At 59.5% G+C, this 20,681-nt stretch carries 21 protein-coding genes; all 21 read right to left on the bottom strand.

Going from position 1 to position 20,681, the window contains the following annotated elements; translation table 11 throughout:
* Positions 1-19 precede the first annotated feature (19 nt).
* The 21 genes from coaBC to mltG all read right to left on the bottom strand — a co-directional run bounded on the left by coaBC (position 20) and on the right by mltG (position 20,680).
* Positions 20-1,219: a bifunctional phosphopantothenoylcysteine decarboxylase/phosphopantothenate--cysteine ligase CoaBC gene (gene coaBC, locus AACZ26_RS07740; RefSeq protein ID WP_339620438.1), complete on the bottom strand. Its 1,200-nt coding sequence runs from the start codon at positions 1,217-1,219 to the stop codon at positions 20-22.
* A gap of 11 nt (positions 1,220-1,230) precedes the next feature.
* A complete protein-coding gene (gene rpoZ / locus AACZ26_RS07735) occupies positions 1,231-1,491 on the bottom strand; it encodes a DNA-directed RNA polymerase subunit omega (protein ID WP_100388939.1) in 261 nt (86 codons plus the stop codon).
* Positions 1,484-2,413 carry a guanylate kinase gene (gmk, locus tag AACZ26_RS07730; protein ID WP_339620436.1) on the bottom strand — a complete coding sequence of 310 codons (930 nt, stop codon included), beginning with the start codon at positions 2,411-2,413 and terminating at the stop codon, positions 1,484-1,486. Before gmk ends, rpoZ begins: the two co-directional genes overlap by 8 nt.
* Positions 2,413-3,255, bottom strand: coding sequence for an orotidine-5'-phosphate decarboxylase (pyrF, locus tag AACZ26_RS07725; protein WP_339620434.1), 843 nt, complete (start codon positions 3,253-3,255; stop codon positions 2,413-2,415). Before pyrF ends, gmk begins: the two co-directional genes overlap by 1 nt.
* On the bottom strand, positions 3,248-6,562 hold the full coding sequence (gene carB, locus AACZ26_RS07720) for a carbamoyl-phosphate synthase large subunit (protein ID WP_339620432.1): 3,315 nt from the start codon (positions 6,560-6,562) through the stop codon (positions 3,248-3,250). The genes pyrF and carB overlap by 8 nt, the downstream gene beginning before the upstream one ends.
* Positions 6,562-7,701, bottom strand: coding sequence for a glutamine-hydrolyzing carbamoyl-phosphate synthase small subunit (carA, locus tag AACZ26_RS07715; protein WP_339620431.1), 1,140 nt, complete (start codon positions 7,699-7,701; stop codon positions 6,562-6,564). The genes carB and carA overlap by 1 nt, the downstream gene beginning before the upstream one ends.
* Entirely contained in the window at positions 7,698-8,192 is a 495-nt protein-coding gene (locus AACZ26_RS07710; RefSeq protein ID WP_339620429.1) for a hypothetical protein, read from the bottom strand. The genes carA and AACZ26_RS07710 overlap by 4 nt, the downstream gene beginning before the upstream one ends.
* Positions 8,185-9,510 carry a dihydroorotase gene (locus AACZ26_RS07705; protein ID WP_339620428.1) on the bottom strand — a complete coding sequence of 442 codons (1,326 nt, stop codon included), beginning with the start codon at positions 9,508-9,510 and terminating at the stop codon, positions 8,185-8,187. Before AACZ26_RS07705 ends, AACZ26_RS07710 begins: the two co-directional genes overlap by 8 nt.
* 58 nt (positions 9,511-9,568) lie before the next feature.
* Positions 9,569-10,516 (bottom strand): aspartate carbamoyltransferase catalytic subunit, encoded by a 948-nt coding sequence (locus tag AACZ26_RS07700; RefSeq protein ID WP_339620427.1) that lies wholly within the window; start codon positions 10,514-10,516, stop codon positions 9,569-9,571.
* Positions 10,513-11,040 (bottom strand): bifunctional pyr operon transcriptional regulator/uracil phosphoribosyltransferase PyrR, encoded by a 528-nt coding sequence (gene pyrR / locus AACZ26_RS07695; protein WP_339620426.1) that lies wholly within the window; start codon positions 11,038-11,040, stop codon positions 10,513-10,515. The genes AACZ26_RS07700 and pyrR overlap by 4 nt, the downstream gene beginning before the upstream one ends.
* 99 nt (positions 11,041-11,139) lie before the next feature.
* Positions 11,140-12,012 carry an ABC transporter permease gene (locus tag AACZ26_RS07690; RefSeq protein ID WP_339620425.1) on the bottom strand — a complete coding sequence of 291 codons (873 nt, stop codon included), beginning with the start codon at positions 12,010-12,012 and terminating at the stop codon, positions 11,140-11,142.
* A complete protein-coding gene (locus AACZ26_RS07685; protein WP_339620424.1) occupies positions 11,978-13,018 on the bottom strand; it encodes an aliphatic sulfonate ABC transporter substrate-binding protein in 1,041 nt (346 codons plus the stop codon). Before AACZ26_RS07685 ends, AACZ26_RS07690 begins: the two co-directional genes overlap by 35 nt.
* Positions 13,019-13,059: 41 nt before the next feature.
* Positions 13,060-13,881 carry an ABC transporter ATP-binding protein gene (locus AACZ26_RS07680; protein WP_339620423.1) on the bottom strand — a complete coding sequence of 274 codons (822 nt, stop codon included), beginning with the start codon at positions 13,879-13,881 and terminating at the stop codon, positions 13,060-13,062.
* 91 nt (positions 13,882-13,972) lie between these two features.
* Complete coding sequence (gene nusB, locus AACZ26_RS07675) at positions 13,973-14,386, bottom strand: transcription antitermination factor NusB (protein ID WP_339620422.1); 414 nt, start codon at positions 14,384-14,386, stop codon at positions 13,973-13,975.
* A complete protein-coding gene (efp, locus tag AACZ26_RS07670) occupies positions 14,387-14,950 on the bottom strand; it encodes an elongation factor P (RefSeq protein WP_339620421.1) in 564 nt (187 codons plus the stop codon). It lies immediately after the preceding gene.
* Positions 14,951-15,021: 71 nt separating this feature from the next.
* Positions 15,022-15,477, bottom strand: a complete 456-nt coding sequence (locus AACZ26_RS07665) for a type II 3-dehydroquinate dehydratase (RefSeq protein WP_339620420.1) — start codon at positions 15,475-15,477, stop codon at positions 15,022-15,024.
* Between the two features lie 26 nt (positions 15,478-15,503).
* Positions 15,504-16,580 carry a 3-dehydroquinate synthase gene (aroB, locus tag AACZ26_RS07660; protein WP_339620418.1) on the bottom strand — a complete coding sequence of 359 codons (1,077 nt, stop codon included), beginning with the start codon at positions 16,578-16,580 and terminating at the stop codon, positions 15,504-15,506.
* Positions 16,577-17,086: a shikimate kinase gene (locus AACZ26_RS07655; RefSeq protein WP_339620417.1), complete on the bottom strand. Its 510-nt coding sequence runs from the start codon at positions 17,084-17,086 to the stop codon at positions 16,577-16,579. The genes aroB and AACZ26_RS07655 overlap by 4 nt, the downstream gene beginning before the upstream one ends.
* A complete protein-coding gene (aroC, locus tag AACZ26_RS07650; RefSeq protein ID WP_339620415.1) occupies positions 17,076-18,281 on the bottom strand; it encodes a chorismate synthase in 1,206 nt (401 codons plus the stop codon). The genes AACZ26_RS07655 and aroC overlap by 11 nt, the downstream gene beginning before the upstream one ends.
* 42 nt (positions 18,282-18,323) lie before the next feature.
* Positions 18,324-19,211, bottom strand: a complete 888-nt coding sequence (locus AACZ26_RS07645; protein WP_339620413.1) for a shikimate dehydrogenase — start codon at positions 19,209-19,211, stop codon at positions 18,324-18,326.
* The gene (gene mltG, locus AACZ26_RS07640; protein ID WP_339620412.1) at positions 19,205-20,680 is read right to left on the bottom strand and encodes an endolytic transglycosylase MltG; all 1,476 of its coding nucleotides are present in this window, start codon (positions 20,678-20,680) and stop codon (positions 19,205-19,207) included. Before mltG ends, AACZ26_RS07645 begins: the two co-directional genes overlap by 7 nt.
* Position 20,681: the final 1 nt, after the last annotated feature.

Genomic DNA, 20,681 nt, shown 5'->3' with positions numbered 1-20,681 from the left:
CGGTAGTGATGAATGGATGTCAGCGGGCTGCGAACACAAAGTCCAGAATGCGGTGGGCCACCGACAACTTGCTTCCGCTTGCCTCACCCACTCTATCGCCGCCGTTATTGATCACGATGACAGTGTTACTGTCTGTGGCAAATCCTTCTGTCCAACCCACACGGTTGATCACGAGGTAATCGCAGCCTTTTCGGAAAACTTTGCTGCGGCCGAGCTCGAGCAGAGCAGCGTCGTCTTGCTCGGTCTCTGCCGCGAAGCCCACGATCGTTTGCTCGCGCGGGCGGTCGCGAGAGAGCCCACGTAGAATGTCGGGGTTCTCTTCAAGCCGCAGCTCGAGAGTGCTCGAATCGCTTCGTTTCTTGATCTTCGACTGCGCAGTCTCTGCAGGACGATAATCGGCAACAGCGGCAGCCATAATCACGAGGTCAGCAGTCGCGGCTTCGGTCGTGACAGCTGACTGCAGTTCCAAAGTCGTGCCCACCGGAAGGCAGCGGACGCCCGAGGGCAAGGGAACTTCGATATTCGCCGCGATAAGCGTCACATCCGCGCCGCGAGCGGCGGCAGCAGTCGCCAGCGCAACCCCTTGCTTACCGCTGGAACGATTGCCAATAAACCGAACGGGATCAAGAGGCTCTCGCGTTCCCCCGGCCGTGACGACAACCGAGAGACCAGCGAGATCGTGAGCCACCATTGCTGCATCGAGAACCGCGGCAACAATGTCGCTCGGCTCTGACATGCGCCCCGGTCCACTATCAGACCCCGTCAATCGGCCCGATTCGGGCCCAATGATGCGGATGCCGCGAGACCGCAGCGTCGCAATGTTCGCGACTGTGGCGGGGTTCGACCACATCTCAGTGTGCATTGCGGGCGCGACAAGAACGGGCGCAGTGCTCGCGAGGAGGGTATTGCCGAGGAAGTCGTTAGCTTGGCCTGTGGCGATCTTGGCAATCGTATTTGCTGTGGCCGGCGCAACGACGATAACGTCTGCAGCTTGTCCGACGGCGACGTGTTGGACCTCATCCACTCCCTCGTAGAGGTCAGTGTGGACGGGGTTACGGCTAATCGCTTCAAGAGTGGGGAGCCCCACAAATTTGAGCGCGTTACTCGTGGCCACGACGTGAACGTCGTGGCCAGCAAGCACAAGCTCACGCACAACGGATACTGCTTTATACGCAGCTATGCCGCCAGAAATTCCGACGACGACGTTGAGCGCGGTCACCGAGAAACGTTCTATTCGCCGCTGAGTCGCTTGAGTTCGAGCTTGTTTTCGTTAATCTCGTGGAGAGCAACGGAAAGAGGCTTGTCATCGATCGTGGAGTCTACGAGAGGCCCAACGTTGTCGAACAGGCTTCCTTCATGAAGGTCGGCGTAGTAGTCGTTGATCTGGCGCGCGCGCTTCGAAGCAAAGATGACGAGCTGGTACTTGGAATCGACCTTCGACAGCAATTCGTCGATGGGGGGATCAATGATGCCCGAGTTCTTGTCAGCCATGAGGGTGCTCCTTGGAGTCGGAAGTGGTCGCGCCAATGGGCGCATCCATCAATTCTACGACTTCTTGAGCCGCTTGGCGTACTTCTGTGTTGACGACCTTCACATCGAACTCATCTTGAGCTGCTAATTCGACCTTTGCAGTCTCTAAACGGCGCGACTGTTCTGCCGCCTCTTCGGTGCCGCGACCGATAAGGCGACGCACTAGTTCCTCCCAAGTGGGCGGGAGCAAAAAGACAAGTAGTGCTTCTGGCATGACCCGTCGAACCGAGCGAGCTCCCTGCAGATCAATCTCGAGCAACACGCGCTTGCCCTCCGCCAACGCGGCGTCGATCGGCGGTCGCGGGGTGCCGTAACGGTACGAGTTGTGGACGACGGCCCATTCAAGAAGTTCGTTGTTCGCAATCATCGAGTCAAACTCGGCGTCACTCACAAAGTAATAGTGCACGCCATCGACTTCGCCAGGGCGCGGCTTGCGGGTCGTCGCAGAAACACTGAGAAGAACATCCGGATGGTTCTCACGGATGTACCCAGAAACGGTGCCCTTGCCAACAGCTGTCGGGCCAGCAAGCACCACCAGCCGCGTCGGCTCCGGCCCCTGACGGCTGGAGAGGAAATTACTGAGTCGCTCCCGTTGCTTGAGCCCCAGTCCGCCAACCCGCTTGCGTTCAGCAATCGCAAGTTCAGCCATTATTGATTCCACTCGCGTCGGCCCGAGCGAAGGAACGCTCAGCAGGAGCTCGCGGACGAGCAATCTCGCCTCAGCACCCTCAGGCTTCGCCCATGCGGCGCGCGCAACGCTGAGCGCTGTTCTTCGTCGCTCAGCGATTTCACGCTTCACCGCAGCCCGGGCGCGCCGCGCAGCAATCGCGGCGCGCGATGCGGCCGCGCGGTCAACCGCTGGCGGGGCAGGACGTGGGGCCATCAGCGCACCTGCTCGCGCAACTGAGAACGCAGCGAGCGGAGTTCCGCCGGAATCTGATTCGCGCCCTCCTGAAGAACGCTCCGAGACACCGTGACGATCGTGTTAGACACAGCATCGCCGTACAACTCGCGCGCTTGCTCAACCTGAGCACCTTGGGCACCGAAGCCAGGCGCAAGAATGGGCAGGTCGACAAGCTCACCGCTCTTGATGCCGTAGTCCGCCACATCTACGGTGGCACCGATTACCACCCCGAATGAGCCCAAACCGCTCTCGGTGTTAAGGGCAGTCACATCTCGAACCACACTCGCCGCGACCGTCGCCCCCGCGTGCTCACCTTCCGCAATCCGAGCAGTCTGGATGGTGCGCGCCGAGGCGTTTGACGTTGCGGCAAGAACGAAGATGCCCTTGCCCGCCGAACGAGCCAACTCGAAAGGCCCCGAGAGTTCGGACACCCCCTGGTACGCGACCGCCGTCATAGCATCAGCTTCCAAGCTCGAGCCCGGTGTTAACCATGCTTGCCCATAGGCGTCGACAGACGACGACAGGTCACCGCGCTTGACATCGGCAATCACGAGCAGTCCCGCGGAGCGCGCCAAGGCAAAAGACTCCTCGAGAATCGCGTACCCCGCTGCGCCGAAGCGCTCGAAGAACGCCACCTGGGGCTTGATCATTCCCACGTTGCCCGCTGCGGCATCCACAGCGCGAAGAGCAAATTCACGCACGCCGTGCGCGTCGTCGGAAAGTCCCCACGCTTCTAAGAGGAACGGATGTGGATCAATCCCCATGCACACTCCCCCGAATTCGTCGAAGGTCTGTGCCAGCTGCGAAGCAAAACTAGGCATTCTTCGCTACTTTCTCAAGTTCGGCGGCACGATCCAGCGCATAGTCCTGAAGGGAACGAACATCGAAGCCCTCTCGGATCGCTTCGAACGACGCCACTGCGGCAGCAAGTTGCGCGATCGTCGTGAAGATTGGCTTGTCTGCGGCAACCGTCGCGGTGCGGATCTCGTAGCCATCGGCTCGAGCGCTACGACCGCTCGGCGTGTTGATGACAACGTCGACCTTGCCGTCGTTGATGAGCTCCACGATCGAAGGCTCAGCTGCATCCAACTCTTGGCCCATGAAGTACTTGCGTACTACTTGAGCTTCGATCCCATTGCGCGCCAGGATCTCTGCGGTGCCCTCCGTGGCGAGAATTGTGAAGCCCAGTTGGCTCAAGCGCAGCACCGGCAGGATGACGGCACGCTTGTCACGGTCAGCGACCGACACGAACACAGAGCCACTGTCGGGAAGTCCGCCGTAGGCTGCTTCCTGGCTCTTCGCGAAAGCCTTCGGGAAGTTCGAGTCGATGCCCATGACCTCTCCGGTTGACCGCATCTCTGGGCCGAGTACGGAGTCGACAACATTGCCTTCTACAGTGCGGAAGCGCTTGAAGGGAAGCACTGCTTCTTTGACGGAAACTGGCGAGCTTGCCGGCACGTTTGAGCCGTCCAGAATGGGCAGGAGCCCGCTTTCGACCAGCGAACGGATGCTCGATCCTGCCATCACCCGAGCGGCAGCCTTCGCAAGCGGAATACCGAGCGCTTTCGACACAAAAGGAACCGTGCGGCTTGCTCGCGGGTTGGCCTCGAGTACGTAGAGAATTCCCTGGCCAATCGCGAACTGCACATTCAACAGCCCGCGCACACCAACGCCCTCGGCGATCGCGAGAGTGGCTTCGCGCACGCGATTGAGTACGTCACGGCCAAGGGTGACGGAAGGAAGGGTGCACGCCGAGTCGCCGGAGTGGATTCCCGCTTCCTCAATGTGCTCCATAATGCCGCCGACGTAAAGCTCAGTGCCGTCGTAAATCGCATCAATGTCGATTTCGATCGCGTCATCCAAGAACCGGTCGACCAACAGCGGCGATGTTCCCGAGATGATGACAAGGTCGCGCACGCGATCAAAATAGTCAGCGAGGGCTTCGGAGTCGTACACAATCTCCATACCGCGACCGCCGAGAACGTGCGATGGACGGACCAAGACCGGGTAACCGATGTTCTCCGCAATCATGACTGCTTCGGTTTGGTTCGTCGCGGTGCCGTTCTTGGGCGCGAGCAACCCGGCGTTGTCGAGAATTGCGGAGAAGAGCCCGCGCTCCTCGGCGAGATCGATCGCTTCGGGAGTTGTACCGAGGATCGGAACGCCGGCATCCTTCAGCCCCTGCGCAAGACCGAGCGCCGTCTGACCCCCGAGCTGCACGATGACACCCATAAGCTCACCACTCGCGCTTTCGGCGTGGATGATCTCCAAGACGTCTTCGAGCGTGAGGGGCTCGAAGTAGAGGCGATCGCTCGTGTCGTAGTCAGTTGACACGGTTTCGGGATTGCAGTTGATCATGATCGTCTCGTAGCCAGCATCCGAGAGGGCGAACGAGGCGTGAACACACGAGTAATCGAACTCGATTCCTTGCCCGATTCGGTTCGGGCCGGAGCCGAGAATGACGACCTTTTTCTTGTCGCTTGGCACAACTTCAGTTTCGGAGTCGTAACTCGAGTAGTGGTAGGGCGTCAGAGCGGGAAACTCCCCCGCGCACGTGTCGACTGTTTTGAAGACAGGGCGAACGTCGAGGCTCCAGCGAACGTCGCGCACGTCAGCTTCCGTCATTCCACGTAAGTCGGCGATCTGAACGTCGCTGAAGCCGTGGTTCTTGGCGTGAGTGAGCAAAGCAGCGGTTAGTGCCGGCGCTGACGCGACATCCGCCGCAACCTCGTTGATGAGCGCAATCTGGTCGATGAACCAGGGGTCGATCTTGGTGGCGTCGAAGACCTCTTCAGCCGTCGCACCCGCACGCATAGCCTGCTGCACGGTGATGATGCGGCCGTCAGTCGCGATCGATGAAAGCGCGAGCAGCTCGTCTTTGTTACCTACTTCACCATTCCAGTGGAAGCTCGAATCGCGCTTCTCCAGAGACCGAAGTGCTTTTTGCAGTGCGGTTGAATAGTTGCGGCCAATAGCCATGGCTTCTCCCACCGACTTCATGGTGGTCGTGAGCCGAGTATCGGCGGCAGGGAACTTCTCGAAAGCGAAACGGGGAACCTTCACGACGACATAGTCGAGAGTAGGTTCAAAGCTCGCCGGCGTGACCTTAGTGATGTCGTTCGGAATCTCGTCCAGGCGATAACCGATGGCGAGCTTGGCCGCTATCTTGGCGATCGGGAATCCCGTCGCCTTTGAGGCAAGCGCGCTCGAGCGCGAAACTCTGGGGTTCATCTCGATGACGATGACGCGACCATTGGCGGGGTCGATTGCGAACTGGATGTTGCAGCCACCGGTATCAACGCCGACCGCGCGAATGATATCGATACCAATGTTGCGCAGGTTCTGGTACTCGCGGTCGGTCAACGTCAACGCCGGCGCGACGGTAATCGAGTCACCCGTGTGGACTCCGACCGGGTCAACATTCTCAATCGAACAGACGACGACAGTGTTGTCCGACGTGTCGCGCATGAGCTCAAGCTCGTACTCTTTCCAGCCGAGAATGCTCTCTTCAAGCAGCACCTCGGTGGTGGGGCTCTGGTGGAGACCGTCAGTGACCATACGAATGAGTTCTTCGCGTGAGTACGCAAAGCCCGATCCGAGCCCGCCCATGGTGAATGAAGGACGGATGACGAGCGGGTAGCCGAGATCTTCGGCAAACTCTACGGCCTCAGCAACGGTGTGAGCGATGTGTGACTTTGCGACATCGGCACCACAGTCGAGTACAAGCTGCTTGAAGATTTGGCGGTCTTCGCCCTTGTTGATGGCCTCGAGGTTGGCGCCGATGAGTTCGACGTTGTACTTCTCGAGAATGCCGTGAGCGTCGAGCTCGATCGCGGCGTTGAGGGCCGTTTGTCCTCCGAGGGTCGGAAGCAGTGCATCCGGACGTTCTTTGGCGATGATCGACTCAATGACTTCCCACGTAATCGGTTCGATGTACGTGGCGTCAGCGAAATCGGGGTCGGTCATGATCGTGGCCGGGTTCGAGTTCACGAGAATGACACGGATGCCCTCTTCTCGCAAGACACGGCAGGCTTGAGTTCCTGAGTAGTCGAACTCAGCGGCCTGACCGATCACGATCGGGCCGGAACCGATGACGAGTACCGATGAAATGTCGTCTCTCTTGGGCATTACTTGGCGTCCTTTGCGGTCTCGAGAACTAGGTCGCGGAACCTGTCGAAGAGGTAGTTAGCGTCGTGAGGGCCTGAAGCGGCCTCGGGGTGGTATTGCACGGAGAAAGCGGGAATGTCGAGCGCGCGAAGACCTTCAACAACGTTGTCGTTGAGGTTGACGTGGCTCACTTCAACCCGACCAAAGCCCGCGGGTGACTGGCTAATCTCGCCTACGGGGGCGTCAACTGCAAAGCCGTGATTGTGCGCGGTGATTTCCGTGCGAAGGGTCTGCACGTCAATGACCGGCTGATTGATACCCCGGTGGCCGAACGGCAACTTGTACGTACCGTAACCCAGAGCCCGCCCCAAGAGCTGGTTGCCGAAGCAAATACCGAAGAAGGGCAGGCCTTTCTTCAGCACCTCGGTGAGAAGGGCGACATGACCATCGGATGCCGATGGGTCGCCTGGACCGTTCGAATAGAACACGGCGACCGGCTCAATCGCCAGTATCTCGTCGAAGGTCACAGTCTGCGGAAGAACATGGACGTCAAATCCCCGCTCGGCGAGGTAGTTCAAGGTCGACGTCTTCACGCCAAGGTCGAGAACCGCCAATCGCCCGATGCTTTCCCCCTTCGCCGCTACGACGTAAACCTCGGAGGTCGATACTTCAGATGACAGACTCTGGCCTGCCATCTCCGCCGCCGCCGTCACCGCGGCGAGCTGGTCATCATCGCTGAGTTGTGCAGCAGCGCCGGAGAAAATGCCGCCGCGCATCGAACCAGAGTCGCGAAGTCGTCGAGTAATCGCTCGCGTGTCGACCCCGCTGATCCCCACGATGCCCTGCTCGGTGAGTTGGTCATCCAGCGATTCTTCAGCACGGAAGTTGGACACTACTCGGCTGGCGTCGCGCACAACAAAGCCTGAGACCCAGATTCTCGATGACTCGGGGTCTTCAGAGTTCACCCCCGTGTTGCCGATGTGGGGAGCCGTCATGACGACGATCTGTCCCGCATAGCTCGGGTCGGTGATGGTCTCTTGGTAGCCCGTCATGCCTGTAGCGAAGACGACCTCGCCGATTCTTTGGCCGCTCGCTCCATAGGCCTGACCGAGATAGCGCGAGCCATCTTCGAGGACGAGGACTGCTGGTTCAAAAGTCACTGGGACTGCCTTTCGTTGCCGACGACACCATCGAGCGCACGTTCGCACGGCTCGGGGTCATCCATTCGGAAATAACTATCGACCGCAGTGCCATCGAGATTCCACTCGATCACCTGCAGCCCGTTGTTTTCGACCACACGGTCGATGGTCCAGGTAGCGCGAGACACCCCGCGCACTTCAGAGCGAGCTAGCCAGAGATCCGGCGAGCCAGCACGCGACACCACAATGCCATCGGGGTGAACCTCGAGGAGACAGTTCCCCCGGAAACCCAAGCCATGCACATTGATTCGGTTCAGTTGATCGCCGGCAACCGTGGTCGCGACGTATTTGCCGGTGAATCGAAGATCAGTGTCGGCGAGGCCCGCCGGCGGCGCCACGGGAAGGCCGATGTGTGCCTGACGTCGTTTTCGCGAGTACCAGCCGAACAGCATGAGGGCGAAGATCAGCAGCGCAAGGCTCGCGAGAATAATCAGCGGAACGTCTTTAGCCACGATTGGCCTCGCTCTCAGCTGTGCGCGCTTGTTCAGCAACTTCGGCGGCATCAACGACTTCACCGTCGCGCACCGTTTCGTAGCCGTTGTGGATCGTAGTCATGACTCGGCCAGGCAATTCGCGACCAAGGTAGGGAGAGTTTGTGCTCTTTCCGCGCAGCGATTCAGTCGAGAAAGTAGTGCGAGCGCTCGGGTCGACCAACACGAGGTTGGCCGGGGATCCGAGGGCGAAAGGCGTCGCGTAGCCGTCAAGACGACCGATCTCCGCTGGTTTCTGTGAAAGAACTCGAGCAACATCCGCCCAATCCAGCTGACCGGTGTCCACGACGGCTTGCTGCACGACGTTAAGAGCAGATTCGAGCCCCACCATTCCAAAGGCCGCCTCAGCCCAGGAGCACTCCTTGGCCTCAGGCGGGTGCGGGGCGTGGTCGGTAGCGACGATATCGATGGTGCCATCGGCGAGTGCCGCGCGCAGTGCATGCACGTCTTCGTCGCGCCGCAATGGTGGGTTGACCTTAAAACGAGCGTCGTAGCCGCGAACCAGTTCTTCGGTGAGGAGCAAGTGGTGCGGTGTCACTTCAGCCGTCACCGCAATCCCGCGGGCTTTAGCCCACCGGATGACGTCGACCGAACCTGCCGTCGAAAGATGGCAAATATGGAGGCGAGCACCGACGTGTTCTGCGAGAAGCACATCACGGGCGATGATCGATTCTTCCGCGACGGCGGGCCAGCCGGCCAATCCGAGCTCGCTTGACACGGCGCCCTCATTCATTTGGGCATCCACGGTGAGAGTGGGCTCTTGCGCGTGCTGTGCGACGACGCCGTCAAAGGTCTTGACGTATTCGAGCGCGCGACGCATCAAGAGCGCATTGTGGACACACTTGCCGTCATCCGAAAAGACTCGAACGTTTGCCCGAGAATTCGCCATCGCCCCGATCTCAGAGAGTGTGACCCCTCCGAGTCCTTCGGTGACCGCGCCGATGGGTCGCACTGTGGCGTAGCCGTGGTCGAGTCCCAGCGATTGAACTTGCTCGACAACCCCAGCCGTGTCTTGAACGGGCATGGTGTTAGCCATCGGGAATACGGCGGTGAATCCACCCATCGCCGCGGCACGAGTGCCCGACAGAACCGTCTCGCTCTGCTCGAACCCGGGTTCGCGCAGATGAGTGTGCAGATCGACGAGGCCAGGAAGTGCTTGCAAGCCGCCCGCATCGATGGTGCGATCAGCGGATGTTGCCTCCGTGAAAACACCACGATCGATCGTGAAGTCGGCCCGCTCTCCGCTCGGCAGAGTGGCATTGACGATTCTGATACTCACGAGAGTCCTCTTCTCTGGATTAGTTCGCGTTGAGGGGCGGCGGGCAAAATTCCCGCGCTCACCGCTCCACAGCTCCGGACAGCAAGTGATACAGCACCGACATCCGCACGGAGACGCCATTCGCCACTTGCTCAAGAACTGTCGACTGTGGCGAATCTGCAGCCGCAGCAGAGATCTCGAGGCCGCGGTTCATTGGCCCAGGGTGCATAACCATGCTACTGGCTGGCAGAGCAGTCAGCCGTTCGTCATTGAGTCCCCATTGGCGAGAATACTCGCGGGCATTCGGGAAGAACGCGGCAGCCATTCGCTCTGCCTGCACCCGCAACATCATGATGACGTCGGGGCCTTGCGCAATGGCACTGTCGAGGTCATAAGACACCTCGACGGGCCAGCCGCTCATGTTGACGGGCAAGAGAGTTGCCGGGGCTACGAGGGTCACGTGCGCGCCGAGGGTAGTGAGCAGCCAGACATTTGAACGAGCCACTCGTGAGTGAACGATATCCCCGACGATCGTGACAGTTACGCCGTCGAGGCCCTTACCGCGAGCAGCGGTTCCGTGTAGGCGTCGACGAATAGTGAAGGCGTCGAGCAACGCTTGAGTTGGATGCTCGTGCGTGCCATCCCCCGCATTAACTATTCCGGCATCGATCCAGCCGCTGTCGGCCAGGGTCTTCGGGGCTCCCGATGCCCAGTGCCGCACGACAACGGCATCCGCTCCCATCGCAGCCAGGGTCTGAGCAGTGTCCTTGAGGTTTTCACCCTTCGAGACACTCGATCCTTTGGCCGCAAAGTTGATGACGTCGGCACTCAGTCGTTTCGCAGCGGCCTCAAACGATATGCGTGTGCGCGTCGAGTCCTCAAAGAAGAGGTTAATGACGGTCTTGCCACGCAGCGTGGGAAGCTTCTTGACCTCGCGCTCGGACACGCTCGCCATATCTTCGGCGACATCCAGAATCGCGATCGCTTCATCGCGGGCTAGCCCCTGAGTGGTCAGTAAGTTTCTCATCCGATTGTCACCTCGTCAGTTCCGTCGATTTCTTCAAGCCGCACGTTGATGCGTTCTTCGGCGGAGCTAGGAAGATTTTTGCCCACGAAGTCGGCGCGGATCGGGAACTCGCGATGACCTCGATCGACAAGCACAGCAAGGCGTACCGCTCTCGGACGGCCAAGGTCGCCGAGGGCGTCAAGAGCTGCCCGAATAGTGCGGCCCGAGTACAACACGTCATCGACGAGTACCACGGTCTTGCCGTCGATACCGCCGCTGGGGATATCGGTGGGGCCCGTTGCGCGCGTGGGGTTCTGGGCGAGGTCGTCGCGATACATAGTCACGTCGAGTGCTCCGGCGGGAATCACCGCCGAGTCAACCGACTGGATGATCGCCGAAATTCTCTGAGCGAGAGTGACACCGCGAGTAGGGATGCCAAGGATGACAAGATCGTCTGAACCGCGATTGGACTCAAGAATTTCGTGAGAAATACGAGTCAACGCTCGAGTGATATCAGCATGCTGCAGCACTGTGCGTACAGGCATTCTGACCTCCTTCCCCGCCTCTCTGGACGGAATTTAAAGGAAATCTGTTGAGACAACTCTAGCGCACCTTGGCGAGCAGGTCACACGACGAAGCTAAGGTCAGACGCCCCAACGCTTCAGTAGGAATCGTTCGAGAACTCCCACGGCCGTGTCAGTGAGCTTTCCGAGCACGCCGAGCAGAATGATCGTGAGGAAGAGACGGTCGATGCGGCCGTTTTGCTGCGAATCGACGAGCAAGAAGCCGAGCCCAAGAGAAGCGCCGAGCAACTCCCCCGCAACGAGAAAGAGCCACGCCTGCGCGAGCGCGAGTCGTAGCGAGGAAATCACCGCGGGAACTACGGCAGGTAGTTGCACGAGACTGAGCAACGCTGTGCCGGAATAACCGTAGCTTCGACCCAACTCCACCAGGTGGACATCCACATGTCGCAACGCTGAAGCGACAGTCGTGTACACGGGAAAGAACGCGCCAATAGCAATCAGCGCGACCTTGGAGTCCTCGTTGTATCCGAGGTAGAGCCCCAGGAGCGGAACCCACGCCAACGACGGCACTGCTCTAATCGCTCCCAGAGTTGGCGCCAAGAATTCTGACACTCGGGCGGATAGGCCCACGACAGCGGCAAGGGCGAGGCCGACAATCGAACCGATCACAAAACCAAGCAGAACTCGTTGCGTCGATATCGCCACGTGCTGATAGAGCACCCCACGTTCGTAGAGATCGACTCCAGCACCCACCACACTCTCGGGCGTAGGCAATCGGTAACTGGCAACCAACCCTGACGTGGAGATGAATTGCCAAATCGCGAGGAGAGCAATCGGAAGCACAGCGCCTAGAAGGAAAGGTCGGAGCCAAGGCCGCCGGTGCCCACCGCTGCTACGCGTAGGCGCCTGAGCATCCCCGGCGTCAGCGACGTCGGGGCCCTCAGACACGCTGAAAGGACTATTCAGTGACACGGCTCGGATCCGCTCCGTCAACGTACGTCGTGTCGAACAGTGAAGCGAGAGCATCGTCAATCTGAGACTGTTCAGCAACAGCGCCCGAGTCGACAAAGATCGGGCCGATCACTCCGAGCACATCCAACTGCTTCTGGCCAGGGGCCGGGTCGATCGCGAGATTCGTGCGGTCAAGGAGAACCGAGTTGGCGATCGGTAGATCGATACCCGCTACGTCCGCGAAGATAGCGGCCGCGTCATCCGGATTCTCCGCGGCCCACTGACGCGCTTTTTCATAAGCATCGATAACGACCTGTGCAAGATCAGGTGACTTCTCGAGGAAGCTCTCAGTAGCGTTCAGGAATCCGTAGCTGTTGAAGTCCGGATTGTCGTACACAATGCGCGAGCCCGCATTTACGACGGATGCGCTCATCAACGGATCGAGGCCAGCCCAAGCATCAACGGCGCCGGACTCCAGTGCGGTCTTTCCGTCAGCGTGCTGCAACTGCGTGACTGTGACTTCGTCCAGACCGATGTTGAACTCGGCGAGTGTCTGGAGAAGGAAGAAATACGGATCCGTACCGGCGTTCGCTCCAATGTTCTTGCCGCGCAGATCCTCCGCGGACTGGATCGGAGAATCTGCCGCCACGACGATCGCTGACCAATTGGGCTGCGAGTACACGTCAACCGTCTTGATGGGCGAGCCGTTAGCACGCGCAAGCAGCGCCGCTGAGCCTGCCGTAGATCCCACGTCAAGCGCACCGGCGCGTAACGCGTCATTTGCCGCAGCAGATCCCGAAGACTGGAGCCAAGTGACTTCGACATCGTCCCCGAGGGTAGCTTCAAGCCACCCCTTTTCCTTGATGATCAAACTCAGCGGGTTGTAGGTGGCGAAGTCGACCGATAGCTGATCGCTGCTCCACCCTCCTGCTGTCTCAGTGTCGTCGGGCGAGAGGGCTGAACCTTCACCTGCGACGCAACCGGAGAGACCGAGCGTGAGCGCGACGGCCCCAGCGGTGAGGACTGAAACGAGTGATCGGCGAGACATAATTTCCTTAATGGGTGAGCGTGAGCAAAGAGAGTGAGGTACTAGCTTTTGACAGGAGCGCTGGGGTGGTGGGTGGCGACGCCAAGACCTTCGAGCAGCTCGGCGCGAAGCTCAGCGAGATCTCCGCTGCCCCGATCCCTGGGGCGATAGCCAGGAACAGTGACTGTGGTGCGAACGCTGGAAGCTTCGCCCACGGCATCAGTTGGAGTTGAGCCGAGCAAAATGACCCGGTCAGCGAGATAGAGCGCCTCGTCAACATCGTGAGTGACGATGACTATCGTGGCTGGCTCCGCCGCGTGAAGTTCAAGCAGCAAATCCTGCATAGCTAAGCGTGTAAGAGCGTCGAGAGCACCAAACGGTTCGTCAAGCAGTAAAACGCCGGGACGACGGGCGAGAGCACGAGCTAACGACACACGCTGAGCCATGCCACCAGAAATCTGACGGGGGCGCAGGTGAGCAGCACCCGAGAGTTTGACGAGGTCAAGAAGGTGAGAAACGCGTTCGCTATCGCCTGCTGAGCGACGAGTTCGAGGCAGCCCCACCTCTACGTTGCGCGTGAGCGAGCGCCACGGGAGCAATCGAGGCTCCTGAAACGCTATAGCTGACCGCTCATCGAGGCCCTGCACAGGCGCGTTGCCGATGCTGATCGAGCCAGCCGTCGGAGTGTCCAATCCCCCGATATGGCGCAGGAGAGTCGATTTGCCGCAGCCCGAAGGGCCGATGAGCGCAACAATCTCGCCCTCAGCGATCTCTATCGAGACATCGTTAAGCACGCGACGCTCGCCGAAACTGCGAGAGAGGCTGCGGATGCTCACCGAGAGCGCATCAGAAACGATGCTGTCGCGAAGGGAGGAAGAACTCATCCCTGAACGCTAGAACCTTGCGCTCTCGCTGGCTACTGGAGCCGTAACGTAGCGTCACGTAAGCACGTAACGCCACGTCACAGAAGCGTTCTTAGCCCAGACTGGCCGCGATGCGACCGAGCAGGCCATTGATAAAGCCGGCGGAATCTTCCGTCGAATGCACTTTTGCGGATTCGACTGCCTCAGAGATCGCTACGCCCGCGGGAACCTCATCGTTAAACATGATCTCCCACAGGCCAATGCGCAGCAGTGCGCGGTCGACTGCGGGCATCCGGTTCAATGGCCAACCCTGCGAATAGGTTTCGATGAGTTCATCAATCTCTTCGCCGTGCTCAGTGATGCCTACAACGATGTCTTGCGCGTAGGCCCAGGCCGTGGCGCGAGCGGGCTCGCTCATAGCGCGGGTCGATTCGGCGGCGAGAGCAGCATTGATGCTCTCCCCGCGAACGTCCGCGCCGTACATAACGTCAAGCGCGCGCTTACGCGCCTTGGTGCGAGCTCCCATTTAGTCGTTCACGCGACCGAGGTAGCCGCCATCGCGGGTGTCAACCTTGACCTTGGTGCCCTGTTCAACGAAGAGCGGCACCTGAATCTGGTATCCGGTTTCCACCGTTGCTGGCTTACTGCCGCCGGTCGAACGGTCGCCCTGCAGTCCAGGCTCGGTGTAAGTGATTTCCAGAACAACGGATGCCGGCAACTCGACATAGAGAGGCTCTTGGTTATGCAGCGCAATCGTCACGTTCTGGTTCTCCAGCATGAAGTTGGCTGCATCGCCCACTGCTGTTTCGGTCAGGGTGATCTGGTCGTAGTCGCTCGTGTTCATGAAGACGAAGTTTTCGCCGTCCTTGTAGAGATACTGGAAGTCAGAGCGATCAACAGTCTCAGTTTCGATCTTCGCGCCAGCGTTGAACGTACGATCAACGATCTTGCCCGTACGCACGTTCTTGACCTTCGTGCGAACGAAGGCGCCGCCCTTACCCGGCTTGACGTGCTGGAACTCGATAACGGTCCACAGTCCACCGTCCATGTTGAGAACGACGCCGTTCTTGATGTCAGCGGTAGAGGCCATTCGTAAATCCGTTTCTGTTAACGAGCAAAAGCGCAGTCGAGTCGCGCAGGCGACAAAACCGACGTTCGAGTCTAACCGAGTCGTCGAGCAACCGCGTCGAGGCCAAGAATATAGGACTCAAAGCCGAAGCCCGCGATAACACCAGTCGCAACACCCGAAATCACACTCGTGTGCCGGAACTCTTCTCGGGCGTGGGGGTTAGTGATGTGCACCTCGATGAGAGGAAGTCCAGCCCCCGACACTTGCGCAGCAGCATCACGCAGAGCGTACGAATAGTGTGTGAAGGCAGCCGGATTCATAATGACGGGAGCGCCAGCATCCGCAGCTTCATGAAGCCAGGCGATTAGCTCTGTCTCGCTGTCGGTCTGCCGAAAATCGAGAACAATCGAGGTCGCATTGGGCAGTGCTCGCGCGTGCTCTTCAAGCTGAGCCTGAAGATCGACGAGGGTTCCACCGCCATACACATCTGGTTCTCTGCTGCCGAGCCGTCCGAGATTGGGACCGTTAAGGACGAATACTGTAGTCACCGCTCCACTCTAGCGAGACGAGCCCGCTAGACCCCGACTTCTTGGTACGCCGAGTACAGCATTGCTTCGTCCGGACCGTTGAGCATCGACGTGTGTCCCACGGAATCAAGCACCACGAAACGAATCATGCCGGCACGAGCTTTCTTATCGCGTTGCATCGTGGCCAGAAGCGTGTTCCACCGGCCCAAGGGGTAATCGATGGGCAAGCTCAAGGATTGCAATATGCTGCGGTGACGGTCCACGATGTCAGAACTCAACGAGCCCGCTAGATGCGCCAGCTCAGCAGCAAACACCATACCGACAGATACCGCCGCGCCATGACGCCAACGGTAGCGCTCGGCATGTTCGATTGCGTGGCCAAGAGTATGACCGTAATTCAGAATTTCGCGTACGCCTGTCTCTGTAAAATCTTCCCCAACAACTCGAGCCTTCAGCCCGATCGAAAGCTCGACGACCCGACGGAAAGAATCAGAATGGGGGTCGGTGACGGCATCCACGTCCGCTTCGATGAGATCGAGAATCTCAGGCTCGCCGATGAATCCGCACTTTACGATCTCCGCGAAACCAGCGAGAATCTCGTTGCGTGGGAGGTCATCGAGAACATCGAGATCCGCCACAACAGCACTCGGCGCGTAGAAGGCACCCACGAGATTCTTGCCCTCTGCCGTATTAATACCTGTCTTACCGCCGACGGCCGCATCAACCATTCCAGCGACACTCGTTGGGCACTGAATCAGCTTCACGCCACGCAGCCAGGTAGCAGCGACGAACCCAGCGAGGTCGGTCGCTGCTCCGCCGCCAAAGCCTATGACAGCGTCAGTGCGAGTGAAATCGGTCTGCCCCATGATCTGCCAGCAGAACGCCGCAACTTCGACGCGCTTAGCGTCTTCGGCATCTGGAATCTCCGCAAGAAGCACCTCGTAGTTCTGCGACAGAGATTCGCGGAGTGCGTTTGCTCGCGCACCAAGCGTTGGCGGGTGAATGATGAGCACTTTCGCTACTCGCGGACCCAACTGCTCGGAAAGCTGCGGCAACAAGCCACGCCCGATCAGTACGTCATAAGGACTCACTCCGGCGACCGGGATGATCGTTGTTTCGGTCATTGCTGTTGGGTTCCCAACCAGTCGGCTATTTCATGCGCGACTTTGTCCATTGGCTTCAGTGAAGTGTCGATCGTGAGCAATGAGAGCTCATCGTAGATTGGGCGCCGAGCCTCCACGAGCTTCTCCCACTCATCAGCGTTCTTCGCGAGGGGGCGTTTCGTGCCTGCGATACGGAGGCGCGCTGCAGCTTTCGACATTGTCAGTTGCACAACCCGATGCGATGCGAGATCAGCACGGGTCTCCTGGTTGAGCACCGCTCCCCCACCGAGTGTTACTACGGCAGGCTCTAGCAACGCATTGGCAACAGCCTCGCGCTCACGTTCGCGGAAGTATTCTTCGCCGAATTCAGCGAAAAGCTCCGCGATAGGGCCATGCGAGGCCACAACAACTTTGTCGGTATCGATCAGCGGGGCATCCAGAATCTTCGCCAGCTTCTTGCCAACCTTTGTTTTTCCGGCACCCGGTGCTCCAATGATCACCACGTGGGCGCCACTGTCATTCAGCACGGGACGCCTGAGTAGTACTGAGCGACTCGGGAATCGCAGCGAGGTAGGAGTTAAGATTGCGCTTCGTCTCGCCGAGCGAGTCGCCGCCAAACTTCTCGAGCACCGAATTAGCAAGAGTGAGTGCAACCATAGCTTCTGCAACGACGCCGGATGCCGGAACCGCACAGACATCAGAGCGCTGATGGTGGGCAACGGCTGCCTCACCAGTGGCGACGTCGACCGTGCGAAGAGCACGAGGCACGGTTGAGATCGGTTTCATAGCCGCACGAACCCGGAGTACGGTACCGGTTGTCATACCACCCTCGATGCCGCCAGCACGGTCACTGAGGCGGGAGATTCCGTCGTCGCCGTGAACGAGTTCGTCATGCGCAACAGAGCCACGGCGGGCTGCAGTCTCGAAACCATCGCCAACCTCGACACCCTTTATTGCCTGGATGCCCATGAGGGCAGCCGAAAGCTGAGCATCGAGCCGGCGGTCCCAGTGGGTGTAGGAGCCAAGCCCCGGGGGAAGGCCGTACGCAAGAACTTCGACTACACCGCCGAGAGTGTCACCATCTTCGTGGGCGAGATCAACTTCAGCGACCATACGCTTCGACGTCTCAGGGTCGAAGCACCGCAGCGGATCCGCGTCTAGAGTTGCAACATCGTCGGCTGACGGCAACGCGCTACCTTCTGGCGAACGCACGGTGCCGATCGAGAGCGTGTGGCTCACCAACCGGATGCCGAGGCCCTCCAAAAAAGCGCGCGCTACGGCGCCCAGAGCGACGCGAGCGGCAGTCTCACGCGCGCTTGCGCGTTCGAGAACGTTGCGTGACTCAGCAAAATCGTACTTCTGCATTCCGACGAGATCCGCGTGACCTGGCCGGGGACGTGTCAACGCAGCACCGCGGCCTTTGGGCAAAGTCTCCGGGTCGACCGGAACGGGGCTCATGACATCAACCCAGCGTGGCCACTCGGTGTTTCCGATGCGCAAAGCGACCGGACTACCCATCGTGAGACCAAAGCGGATGCCGCCGCTGAGACTGAGCTCATCCTGCTCGAACTTCATCCGGGCTCCGCGACCGTAGCCGAGAGTGCGACGCACCAGATCCGCCTGAATCTGTTCGGGTGAGATGGGCACACCTGACGGCATCCCCTCAAGAATTGCAACCAATTCGGGGCCGTGAGATTCCCCGGCCGTTAACCATCGAAGCATGCGTCAATCCTCCCACATGAGAAGGGCCGACTTTCGCGCGGGCTACGAGGTCTCGTGTGCCTGAGGCTGCTCGCTCACCGCTCGCCGCATCGCGTCAATTGCATCTGCCTCCCGCGACAACGGAACATCAGCGACGCCTGATGCAAAAATTCGCACTTGTGCGATCGCTTGATTCACGAGAAGGTCGTGCCCTGAAATGACGGTTCCGCCCGCATCGAACCAACTCTGCGCAACCGCGCTTGGCCAGGGGTCATAGGCAACGTCGAAGAGCGCGGCGGCCTCGCGCACGCTCAGCGCGAACTTCAGATCCATTGCCCCGCCAGGCACAGTCGTGATGATCACCGTGGGGGGCTCCGAAATTTCCGCAGCTTCTCTCCACTGGCGAACGATCACTGTAGCGCCCAAAGACTCGCCCAACTCCTGAAGTGGGCTGGCTTTTGAAGGTGTACGAGCAAAGACTGTGATCGTTGAAGCGCCCATGCGGATCGCGGCGACAAGCAGCGATGCGGCGGTCGCTCCAGCTCCGAGAATCCATACAGCGCGCAGCTCGGAGAGGCCTGCATCAAGAATGCTGCGCATTGCGCCCTCAACATCAGTGTTAAAACCACGCAGTCCGTCGTCGCTAACAACAACGGTGTTCGCGCCGCCCACCAACTCGACGAGAGGATCCGCCCAATCCAGCAATGAAACGACGTCTCGCTTCAGAGGCATCGTCAGGGAAAGCCCCCGCCAGCGTCCGTCGAGAGCTGAAAGAAACGCCGGAAGCGACTCCCCTGAGAGTTCAATCGCGTCGTACTCCCAGTCGAAACCGAGGGTTTCATAAGCGGCCCTGTGGATGGCGGGGCTCAAGGAATGCGCGATAGGCGAGCCTAAGACCGCAAGCCGAGTCCGACTCGGAGATGAGGGAAATTGGGTTGAGCGCTCTAGCAATAGCTTCCATTCTCGTCGCTCTCGGCGCACCAATCGCGCAGGCGCTGGGCTGCGGCCTCATGGTCTTCAACGTTTGTCGTGAAGACAGTCTCCCCCGTCGCCAGGTTGATCGGCACGAAGAACAACCAATCGCCGGCGGCAGGGTTGATCGCTGCATCGATAGCGAGTTCACCCGGCAACCCGATCGGCCCCACGGGAAGGCCAGGATTTGCATAGGTGTTGTAGGGATTGCTTGCGTCCGCTCGTTCCGCATCGGTCGTCCACACGGTGTGTAGATTCCCTGTGCCGTAGGCCACCGTGGCATCCGACTGCAAGAGCATGTCTTGGTCGAGACGGTTGTAGAACACTCGAGCAATCTTGTAGAAATCGTCGGTGTTTGGGCCCGCCTCACGCTGCACGAGCGCCGCCATGGTGAGGATACGATAGCGATCCTCAACGGCAACACCGGCGGCATCCAGCTTTTCGTACATCGTGTTGACCATAAGGTCGAGCACAGCGTATGGGTCTTGGCCACCATCAAGTTCATAGGTAGCGGGGAAGAGATACCCTTCAAGACTCACAGCTTCACTCGGAAGTCCAAAATGCGCCAGATCTTCGGAGGCCGTCTGCACCTCGGCCAGAGGAATGCCCGTTGTCTCAGCGATGATCTCAAGCGCATCGGGCAGCGTGGTGCCCTCGGTGATGAGAAGACGGTCAGTCACCTTGTTTTCAGGATCGAGCAGGGCGTCGAGTGCAGCCTGTGCGCTCATCTCCTTTTGCAGCGCGTAGTTACCAGGGAAGAAAGCCGGGTCAGTTTCCTGTTCGAGCAAGAGGTCATAGAAAGCGTCGAACGTCATCGTGACTCCCGCGACGTTCAGGCTTCTGGCGATGTCTGAGCCGATATCGCCCGAGTTGACGGCGACGATTACTTCTTCTCCGTTACCTGTGCCCTCGAAGTCGTTCGCGAGCTCCCATCCCATAATCTCGCGAATCTTATCTTCGTAGTTGATCCAGCCGAACGCGACAACACCGCCTGCGATCAAACCAAGAATGAGGATCGGTAGACCGATGATTAGACCAAGTCGACGCTTCTTTCGCGGAGGTTCATCTCCACCGCCGCTACCGCCCTGGGAGACTGCCGGTGCTGTTATTGCGGCGCCGGTCGCCGATGAATTGGTGCCGGCTGTAAGTTCTTCGAAGGTGACGAGAGCGTCGGCTTCTCGAGCTGCCTGTGTTACCGCAGGCAACTGCGACTCATGCTTGTTCTGGGCTTCTAAGGCGTCTTGAGCCGCTCGAGCCTCGCGACGAGTCATCGGCTGACCGCTGGCTGGCGCTGCTTGGGGAGCAGGCCTAGCAGCGTTGGTTTCGGGCGCAGCTGCCTGCTCTTGGGACGTATCGGTGCCGTGAGCCGCAGCGTCGCGAGCTGATTTGGGCTCGCCGGCAGCGGGTTGGTCACTGAAAATGTCATCCCAGCTCGGTTCATCGGCCATG

It is taken from the genome of uncultured Salinibacterium sp., from assembly GCF_963974405.1.
GTDB lineage: Bacteria > Actinomycetota > Actinomycetes > Actinomycetales > Microbacteriaceae > Rhodoglobus.
The sequence above is the reverse complement of the archived record's forward strand: the minus strand, read 5'-3'. Positions and strand labels throughout refer to the sequence as shown.

Coding starts and splice junctions, on each gene's coding strand:
- pyrF (WP_339620434.1), bottom strand. CDS start 3,255: ATGCCTAGTTTTGCTTCGCAGCTGGCACAGACCTTCGACGAATTCGGG.
- aroC (WP_339620415.1), bottom strand. CDS start 18,281: ATGCTTCGATGGTTAACGGCCGGGGAATCTCACGGCCCCGAATTGGTT.
- mltG (WP_339620412.1), bottom strand. CDS start 20,680: ATGGCCGATGAACCGAGCTGGGATGACATTTTCAGTGACCAACCCGCT.
- efp (WP_339620421.1), bottom strand. CDS start 14,950: ATGGCCTCTACCGCTGACATCAAGAACGGCGTCGTTCTCAACATGGAC.
- aroB (WP_339620418.1), bottom strand. CDS start 16,580: ATGACCGAAACAACGATCATCCCGGTCGCCGGAGTGAGTCCTTATGAC.
- AACZ26_RS07685 (WP_339620424.1), bottom strand. CDS start 13,018: ATGTCTCGCCGATCACTCGTTTCAGTCCTCACCGCTGGGGCCGTCGCG.
- carB (WP_339620432.1), bottom strand. CDS start 6,562: ATGCCCAAGAGAGACGACATTTCATCGGTACTCGTCATCGGTTCCGGC.
- rpoZ (WP_100388939.1), bottom strand. CDS start 1,491: ATGGCTGACAAGAACTCGGGCATCATTGATCCCCCCATCGACGAATTG.
- gmk (WP_339620436.1), bottom strand. CDS start 2,413: ATGGCCCCACGTCCTGCCCCGCCAGCGGTTGACCGCGCGGCCGCATCG.
- pyrR (WP_339620426.1), bottom strand. CDS start 11,040: ATGCCTGTACGCACAGTGCTGCAGCATGCTGATATCACTCGAGCGTTG.
- nusB (WP_339620422.1), bottom strand. CDS start 14,386: ATGGGAGCTCGCACCAAGGCGCGTAAGCGCGCGCTTGACGTTATGTAC.
- AACZ26_RS07700 (WP_339620427.1), bottom strand. CDS start 10,516: ATGAGAAACTTACTGACCACTCAGGGGCTAGCCCGCGATGAAGCGATC.
- AACZ26_RS07680 (WP_339620423.1), bottom strand. CDS start 13,881: ATGAGTTCTTCCTCCCTTCGCGACAGCATCGTTTCTGATGCGCTCTCG.